The following is a 7,946-nucleotide window of genomic DNA, read 5'->3' on the forward strand; positions in this document are numbered from 1 at the left end:
GGAACGTGCGCACGATGTCGGGTTCGGGTCTGGGCGAGGCGCCGGGCCGCTCGCGGGATGAGGGTCCTCGGCTGGCGGGAGTGGCGCGGCGTAGGCCAGTGCCGCACCTGCTGGTGGGGGTGCTCCTGGTGGTCGGCTGTGCGGTAGGCGGTGTGGTGGTCGCCGCGGAGATCGGGGAGCGGGAGACGGTGCTGGTCCTGGCCCGGCCGGTGACGGTGGGCCAGGAGATCGCCGCCGCGGACGTGCGCGCGGTGACCATGGCGGTCGACCCGGGTATCGACGTCGTCAGCGGCGATGCGGTCGAGGATGTGGCGGGGCGCACCGCCGCCTACAGCCTCCCGGCCGGCACGATCCTGACCCGGGGCGTGCTGGGCGATGCGCAACTCCCGCCGCCTGGGCAGGCGTTCACCGCGGTGCCGCTCGCGGCCGGCCAGTTCCCGCCCGGCCTGCAGCCGGGACATGCCGTCCAGGTGGTGGCCGGGGTGACGGACGATGCCATCGACGGGGCGGGAGCGCCCGCACCCGCTTCGTGGGCGGCCGTCGTGACGGCGGTGCAGCACGACGAAGGGGCGGTCGCCTCCTTGCAGATGGACGCCGATGACAGCCGGGAGATGGCCTCCTGGCCCGCCGAGGCGCTGCGTCTGGTCGTCGTCGCCGGGGTCGGAGGGGCGTCATGACCACGGTGGCCCTGTGCAGTCTGAAGGGCTCGCCGGGGGTCACCACCACCTCGCTCGCGCTGGCCACGGGCTGGCCGGCCGAGAGCCAGCCGGTGGTGGTCGAGGCCGACCCGGCCGGCGGTGACCTGGTTGCCCGCTACCGACTGGAGCTGACGCCGGGCCTGGTCACGCTGGCCGCCGCCGGGCGTCGGGCGGGCGAGGACGCGGGACTGATCTGGCAGCACACCCAGCGGCTGCCCGGCGGCCTGCCCGTCGTCGCCGGACCGCCCGGCGCCCGGCAGGCCCACGCCGCCCTGGACGAACTGACCTCGGGCCCCTCCGGGCCGGTGCTGCACCGGGCCTCTTCCCGGCCCGGCGTGGTGGTGATCGTCGACTGCGGCCGGCTCGCGCCCGGTTCCCCGGCGCTGGAGGTCATCCGCACCGCGGACGTCATGCTCCTGGTGGCGGGCGCGGGCGATGACTCTTTGGCGCACCTGGCGGTCACGGTCGCCGTCGCGGCCACCTGGTCACGCCGCCCGAGGCTGGTGCTGGTCGGCGACGGCCACCCCACCGACGAGATCGTCCGCGCTTTGGGTCTCGCCGCGCTCGGCGTCCCCCTCGCGGCGCGCATCCCCCATGACCCCGACGGGGCACGGGCGTTCGCCGGGCGGCCCGCGCCCCGATCCCGCCCGGCGCGCTCCGCGCTCGGACAGGCCGCCGCGGAACTCGCCGTCCGGACCGCGCGCGATGTGCTGACCGCACCGCCACCGGGGGACCGGCAGGCACCGCCCGACGACGCCACCTGGGCCAGGCGCGGCGGCGGCGCCCGGGAGTTCCGCGAATTCACGGCACCGACCACCCATTCGATCTACCGGACACCGCGATGACTCCTCCTGCTGACCCCCGCGCATCCGAGCAGCGCAATCCTCGCCTTCTGCCCCCGGGCGGCGTCATCCACCCCGCGCCTACGCAGCCGCCGCCCCACCAGCCGGGTATCCATATCCCTGAAGCCGGCCAGGCGGGCATCTGGCTCGTCCTGGACGACACGGTCGAAGGGCTGCGCCGCTACCTGCGTCAGCAACTCGCCACCCAGTTGTCGGCCCGTATCCGTGCCGACGACGAGGCCGGACGGCCCCGGCCGTCGCCCCAGGAGCGCCGCAAACGAGCCGAAGACATCCTGCGCGAGGCTGCCGAGGAGTACGCGGGCGCGCTGCTGACCCGCGGTCGACGCATCGTCGCCGAGCAGGACGAAGCAGCGGCCATCTCCCAGGCGCTGGACGAGGTCCTCGGAATGGGCGGGCTGGAGGCGCTGCTGCGCGACCCGGCGATCGAGTCCATCAACATCAACGGCGCCGATCAGGTATGGGTCCGCTACGCCGACGGACGGCGGGAACAGGCAGCGCCGGTGGCCGACTCCGATGAGGACCTCGTACGGCTGGTGCGCGACCTCGCCGCCCGCAGCGGCCTGGAGGAGCGGCACTTCGACCGCGGCAGCCCCGGCGTCTCCTTCCAACTCCCCGGAGGAGAGCGGGCGTTCGCGGTGATGGCGGTCTCCACGCGCCCGTCACTGGCGATCCGCCGCCACCGCCACCAGCGCGTGACCCTGGGCCGGTTGCGGCAGCTGGGCACGGTCGACGACCGGGGCGAATCCCTACTCGCCGCCATGGTCCGCGCCCGCAAGAACATCCTCGTCACCGGAGGCACCGCGATGGGCAAGACCACGCTCCTGCGGGCACTGGCCGCCGAGATCCCGCGCGAGGAGCGCCTGATCACCGTCGAGGACACCCGCGAGCTCGGCCTGGACGCCGACCCCCGCGCGCACCCGGACGTCGTCGCGCTCCAAGCCCGGCAGGCCAACACCGAGGGCGAAGGCGCAGTCAGCCTGGCCGAGTTGGTGCGCTGGGCGCTGCGGATGTCCCCGGACCGCGTCATCGTCGGGGAAGTCCGAGGCGAGGAACTCCTGCCCATGCTCAACGCCATGAGCCAGGGCAACGACGGCTCGCTGAGCACCCTGCACGCCTCCTCCAGCGCGGGGGCGTTCACGAAGCTCGCCGCATACGCCGCGCAAGCCGCGGAGCGGCTGCCGATGGAGGCCACCAACCTGCTGATCGCCTCGGCAATCCACTTCGTGGTGCACCTGGACCGGCCGCGTGAGGCGCCGCACCAGCGAGTGGTCAGCTCCGTCCGCGAGATCGTCGGCGCCGACGAACGCCAGGTCCTCAGCAACGAAATCCTGCGGCCCGGCTTCGACCGGCGCGCGGTCACCGGCGTGCCGATGCGGGCCGAGACGCTCGACGACCTCAGGGCGGCCGGGTTCTCCCCGGGGCTGATGGAGAGGCGACGGGCATGAACGCCGCAACACTGGGCCTGTGCGGCCTGGGCCTCGGCATCGGACTCCTCCTCCTGGCCACCGGCTGGCGACGCCGCGTCGGTTGCCACGAAGGCCCGCGCCGCCAGCTGTTTCGGTCCACCGGCCGCGTCCGCCGGGCTCACGCGACGCGGTGGGCGCTTGCCGCCGCAGCCGCCGGGCTGGCAGGGCTGGTGCTGACCCGCTGGCCGGTCGCCGGACCACTGGCCGGCGCAGCGGTGTGGAACCTGCCGCGCCTGACCGGGGGATCGGATGGCGAGCGGGAGACCGCGCTCGTCGAGGCGGTGGCCGGGTGGGCGGAGATGCTGCGCGACACCCTGTCGGCCGGTGCCGGACTGGAACAGACGATCAGTGCCACCGCCACCACCGCACCGGACGCCGTCCGGCCCCAGGTGCGGGCGCTGGCCGACGACCTCGAAGCCGGGGCGGCGCTCGACCCCGCGCTGCGGCGCCTGGCCGATCATCTGGCGGACCCGACCGCGGACCTGGTCATCAGCGTGCTGATGCTCTCCGCCCGCCATCAGGCCCGCCAACTCGCCCCACGCCTCGGTGCGTTGGCCGAGACGGCCCGTTCGCAGGTGGACATGCGCCGCCGCGTGGCCGCCGCTCAGGCGCGGGTGCGCACCACCGTGCGCATCGTCACCAGCACCACCGCCGCCTTCATCGTCGGACTCGTGCTGTTCAACCGGCAGTTCCTCGACCCGTACGACACCGTCGGCGGGCAGGTGATGCTGCTGATGATCGCCGCCATCATCACCATCGCCCTGACCTGGCTGGCACGCCTGAGCCGCATCCAGACGCCCGCCTCCTTCCTCACCACAGGTGAGCGGGGTGAGGCGCGGTGACCTGGATTCTGGTGCTCTCCGCCGGTGTCGGACTGGGGCTGTGGGCGTTGGCTGTGTGGCTGTGGCCTCCGCGGCCCGCGCTGGCCACCCTGGTCGCCACCGTCCGCGCGGACGCCGGAACACGCCGCCCGCCACTGATGGCCACCGAGGGCGAGGAGCATGCGGCCGGAGGCTGGGCAACACGCCTGGGCCGACCGATGGTCCCCGCATTGCGTGCCCTCGGATTCCCGCGTCCCGGGCTGGCCCGCGATCTGGCCATCACCGGCCGCACCACCGAAGCCCACCTGGCCGACCAGGCCGCCCTCGCCCTGGCCGGGCTGCTGCTGCCCGCCGCCTCCGCGTCCCTGGCGACACTCGGCGGCAGCCCGCCCAGCTGGGTCCTGCCCGCAGGTGCCGCCCTCGCCCTCGCCCTCGCGGGCTTCCTGCTGCCCGAGATCTCCCTGCGAGCGGAAGCCGCGCGGCGGCGGGCGGCGATCCGCCACGCCCTGTCCGCCTACCTCGACCTGGTGCACATACTGCTGGCCGGCGGCTCCGGCGTTCTCGGCGCCCTGCACGACGCCGCCGACCTCAGCGACAGCTGGGCCTTCCGGCACCTGCGCAGCGCTCTGACCACAGCCGAACTCACCCGCAGCTCCCCCTGGGAGATGCTGGGCGAACTCGGCGAGGAACTCGGCGTGTCCGAACTCGCGGAGCTCGGGGCGGCGTTGTCGCTGGCCGGCACCGAAGGCGCGAAAGTCCGCGCCTCCCTGGCCGCGAAGGCCGCCGCGCTGCGCGCCCGAGCCACCTCCGAGGCGGAAGCCGCCGCCACCGCCGCCAACGAACGCACCGCGTTCCCCACCTCGCTGATGGCGTTGGCGTTCGTGCTGTTCATCGTCTACGCCGCCATGGGCCACATCAGCAGCTCGCTGTAGACCCCACCCCCTGCCCACAGAAGGGAAAATCCGGAATGAACAACCGGCTGCTCAAGCTGAGAATGCGCCTCGCTGCCTTCCTCGGCCGACTCGCCCAGGACGACCGCGGCTACAGCACCGAAGCCGTGATCCTCACCGCCGCCCTGGTCGGCGTCGGGGCCGGCGTCGGCGCGGTATTCGGCGACGAGATCGTCCAGGCGGCCGAGAACATCAACTTCGCCAACCCGACCCCGTAGACACGCCGTGCTCACGCTCTACCGACGACTGCCCCGGCGATGGCGGGCGGCACTGCGGGATGACCAGGGAGCCGCCGCCATCGCCGAGACGGTGGTGATCTTCCCGGCCCTGATGACCCTGATCATGCTGATCGCGAACATCGCCGTGTGGGGTCACGCCTCCCACGCCGCGCAGGCCGCAGCCTCCCAGGGCCTGGCCGCCGCCCGCGCCCACCACGGCACCGCGGCCGACGGACACCACGAGGCACAGTTCGTACTGGATCAACTCGGCCAGGGGCCGCTGCGGAACGTCACCGTCACCGTCGACCGCGGCGACGACCGGACCGAGGTACGCGTGGAAGGCAGCGCCATGAGCGTCCTGCCATTCCTCGCACTCCCGATCCGCGCCGAAGCCTCAGGCCCCACAGAGGAGTTCCAGCCCTCGACCGAGGCGACACCATGACCCCGCCGATGCCACCCGCGCCGCGCCCCTACCGGCTCCGGCCATCGAGCCCGTGCCGCGTTTTGGGGGACCGCGGCTCGGCCTCGGCGGAACTGGTGCTGCTCCTGCCCGTGCTGCTCCTCGTGATGTATGTCATGGTCTACAGCGCCCGCGGAGCCGAGAGCAGGATGCGCATCGACGACGCGGCCCACCAAGCCGCCCGCGCCGCCAGCCAGACCCGCACCCCCACCCACGCCCTCCACCAGGCGCAGACCACCGCCACCGCCGCGCTGGAGACTGCTGGCCTGGCCTGCCGGCATGTCACGGTCCACCTGAACGGCAGCCTGGACGCCGGATCCACGGTCACCGTGACTCTCACGTGCACTGTCGGCCTTCAGGACCTGGCACTCCTGCCACTGCCCGGCAGCACGATCCTGGAGGCGATGTTCAGCGCCCCCGTCGACGTCTACCGCGGCGCCGCCACCGAACCCGCGGCCGAAAGGAGGTGACCACCGTGGAGGAGCCGGGCCCGCACACCCGACAGCGCGCACTACGTGGTGACCAGGGCCGGATCACCGCCTTCGTCATCCCCCTGATGGCCGCGCTGATGGCGTTCGGCGGGCTCGCCCTGGACGGCGGCCTGGCCCTGGCGGCGAAAGTCCGCGCCTTGGGCGAGGCACAGGAGGCCGCCCGTGCTGGTGCCCAGGCCCTGGACCTTGCCGCCTACCGCGCGGACGGCACCGTCCGCCTCGACCCCGCCCAGGCCAGCCGACTCGCCCAGGACTACCTGAGCGACGCCGGAGCGGACGGCACGGTGACCGCCACCGAGGACACCGTCACCGTCACCATCACCACCGACCAGGACACCCACCTCCTCCACCTCCTCGGCATCCACGAACTGACCGTCACCGCCGAGGGCACCGCCCGGCCCCAGCCCGGCATCACCACCCCGGAATAGAAAAGGCGCCCGCACCATGCCCGGCACCGCGCCCCGCGCAGCAGGCCCACTTCGCCGTACGCGGCCAGACCCAACCGAGATACCGCTGCCGACCCTCACCGGGCGGCTGCTGCTTGCTGCGGCGGCCGCCCTCGCCCTGGCGGTGCTGCTCGTCGGCATCCCTTGGGGGTTGGCGCACTACATCGGTTGGCCGCTTCCCAGACAGCTGCCGAGCCGCGACGAATTCGCCACCACCCTGTCCACGCCGCTGACCACCCGCGACACGGTGCGGGTCCTGGCGTGCGTGCTGTGGCCGACCTGGGCCCTGTTCGCCATCGACGTCGCCCGCTGCCTGGTCGACACAGCCACCACCCTGCCCCGGCCGAACCTGGCACCCCACAGCCCCACCCATGCGCTGGCCGCCGCACTGATCGGCCTGCTCACCCTGGGCTCACTCACCACCACCCCCCGACCCGCCTCCACTACGCCCACCGCTGCCGTCACTCTTCACCTGGCCGAGCCCGTCGGCCCGGGCGAGCCAGAGCCAGCCTCCCTTCTCCTCTTCGCCACCCCACCGGGCAACGCCGCGGCCCACGGTGCGCTGAGGGAGGACGACGCCCGAACGGTGACGGTGCGCCCACCCCACGACGGTGTCTATGACACCCTGTGGCGCATCGCTGGACGCGCCCTGGGCGACGGCACCCGCTGGCCTGAGATCTTTGCGCTCAACCAGGGACGCCCACAGCCCGACGGTCGCACTCTCACCAACCCCGACCTCATTCAGCCCGGCTGGGTCCTCCGCCTCCCCGGCACCGCACCGCTCGTCCCAGACGATCAGGACGAGAGCAACGACTCCAACGGCCACGACGATGGCCCGGAGCAGCCCCGCGGCCCCACACCGCCACTGCAGCCCGAGGAACCCCCAGACCAGGCAAACCCAACCCCCGACGAGGGCACCTGGGCCCCCTCGACGCCACCAGAGCACCCCTCCCCGACGCCTGGCCAACCCCGTGCTCCCGAGCCAACACCGCCTGAGATCCCCGGTTCCCGCGGCGATCCCGGGATCATCACGCCCACAGGTGCGTTCGTCGGCCTGGGCCTGGCAGCCTTGATCACCGCCGCCTGGTGCACCCTCCGGATCCACCGCCGCATCCGCTACCGTCCCGGGACATCCCGCCGCGAGGACAAGCCGACCATGGCACCTATCGTGCGCGCCCTGCGTGTCGCCCACGACCACGCGCCTCCGGCCAACGACAGCAACCTGCTGCAACTAACACGGGAACCGGGGCCGACGCCAGCAGCCGTCGTCGTTCCTGAGGCGGCCGTACGCGAACGCGCACGCGTCCTCGCCGAGGCCACCGCCCTCGGCGACAGCCCTGCGGCAGGCAGCCGTGACGGCTGCCCCTTCGCCATCGACCTCGCCCGCACCCGCGGTCTGGGACTGACCGGCCCAGGCACCCACGACGCCGCCCGCGCCCTGCTGATCACCTGGTGCGCCGACCAGTACCGCCCCGGCGCACACCCCGCGGAGATCGTCATTCCCGCCCCAGACGACGTCCTGCTGCTCGGCCG

General features: G+C 73.4%; 9 protein-coding genes and 1 pseudogene. All 10 read left to right on the plus strand.

Annotated features, from left to right (window positions below; genetic code table 11):
• The first annotated feature begins 98 nt into the window (after positions 1-98).
• A complete protein-coding gene (locus ADY01_RS09350; protein ID WP_053170647.1) occupies positions 99-677 on the plus strand; it encodes an SAF domain-containing protein in 579 nt (192 codons plus the stop codon).
• The gene (locus ADY01_RS35945) at positions 674-1,543 is read left to right on the plus strand and encodes a hypothetical protein (protein WP_053170650.1); all 870 of its coding nucleotides are present in this window, start codon (positions 674-676) and stop codon (positions 1,541-1,543) included. The genes ADY01_RS09350 and ADY01_RS35945 overlap by 4 nt, the downstream gene beginning before the upstream one ends.
• Positions 1,540-3,006: a CpaF family protein gene (locus ADY01_RS36845; protein WP_078900136.1), complete on the plus strand. Its 1,467-nt coding sequence runs from the start codon at positions 1,540-1,542 to the stop codon at positions 3,004-3,006. Before ADY01_RS35945 ends, ADY01_RS36845 begins: the two co-directional genes overlap by 4 nt.
• Positions 3,003-3,869, plus strand: a complete 867-nt coding sequence (locus tag ADY01_RS09365; RefSeq protein ID WP_049568848.1) for a type II secretion system F family protein — start codon at positions 3,003-3,005, stop codon at positions 3,867-3,869. The genes ADY01_RS36845 and ADY01_RS09365 overlap by 4 nt, the downstream gene beginning before the upstream one ends.
• Entirely contained in the window at positions 3,866-4,780 is a 915-nt protein-coding gene (locus ADY01_RS09370; RefSeq protein WP_049568851.1) for a type II secretion system F family protein, read from the plus strand. Before ADY01_RS09365 ends, ADY01_RS09370 begins: the two co-directional genes overlap by 4 nt.
• A gap of 35 nt (positions 4,781-4,815) precedes the next feature.
• A complete protein-coding gene (locus ADY01_RS09375) occupies positions 4,816-5,016 on the plus strand; it encodes a hypothetical protein (protein ID WP_049568854.1) in 201 nt (66 codons plus the stop codon).
• Between the two features lie 7 nt (positions 5,017-5,023).
• A complete protein-coding gene (locus ADY01_RS09380) occupies positions 5,024-5,458 on the plus strand; it encodes a TadE/TadG family type IV pilus assembly protein (RefSeq protein WP_107081685.1) in 435 nt (144 codons plus the stop codon).
• Complete coding sequence (locus tag ADY01_RS09385) at positions 5,455-5,946, plus strand: TadE/TadG family type IV pilus assembly protein (protein WP_199826202.1); 492 nt, start codon at positions 5,455-5,457, stop codon at positions 5,944-5,946. The genes ADY01_RS09380 and ADY01_RS09385 overlap by 4 nt, the downstream gene beginning before the upstream one ends.
• Positions 5,943-6,395, plus strand: a complete 453-nt coding sequence (locus ADY01_RS09390) for a hypothetical protein (protein WP_107081686.1) — start codon at positions 5,943-5,945, stop codon at positions 6,393-6,395. Before ADY01_RS09385 ends, ADY01_RS09390 begins: the two co-directional genes overlap by 4 nt.
• A 16-nt stretch (positions 6,396-6,411) precedes the next feature.
• Positions 6,412-7,946, plus strand: a pseudogene (locus ADY01_RS38975) (LysM peptidoglycan-binding domain-containing protein); the annotation flags it as partial.

This window comes from Streptomyces sp. SBT349 (assembly GCF_001083795.1).
Classification (GTDB): Bacteria; Actinomycetota; Actinomycetes; order Streptomycetales; family Streptomycetaceae; genus Streptomyces.

Excerpts from the sequence above, each read along its gene's own strand:
- ADY01_RS36845 (WP_078900136.1), top strand. The coding sequence starts at position 1,540 with ATGACTCCTCCTGCTGACCCCCGCGCATCCGAGCAGCGCAATCCTCGC.
- ADY01_RS35945 (WP_053170650.1), top strand. The coding sequence starts at position 674 with ATGACCACGGTGGCCCTGTGCAGTCTGAAGGGCTCGCCGGGGGTCACC.
- ADY01_RS09375 (WP_049568854.1), top strand. The coding sequence starts at position 4,816 with ATGAACAACCGGCTGCTCAAGCTGAGAATGCGCCTCGCTGCCTTCCTC.
- ADY01_RS09385 (WP_199826202.1), top strand. The coding sequence starts at position 5,455 with ATGACCCCGCCGATGCCACCCGCGCCGCGCCCCTACCGGCTCCGGCCA.
- ADY01_RS09365 (WP_049568848.1), top strand. The coding sequence starts at position 3,003 with ATGAACGCCGCAACACTGGGCCTGTGCGGCCTGGGCCTCGGCATCGGA.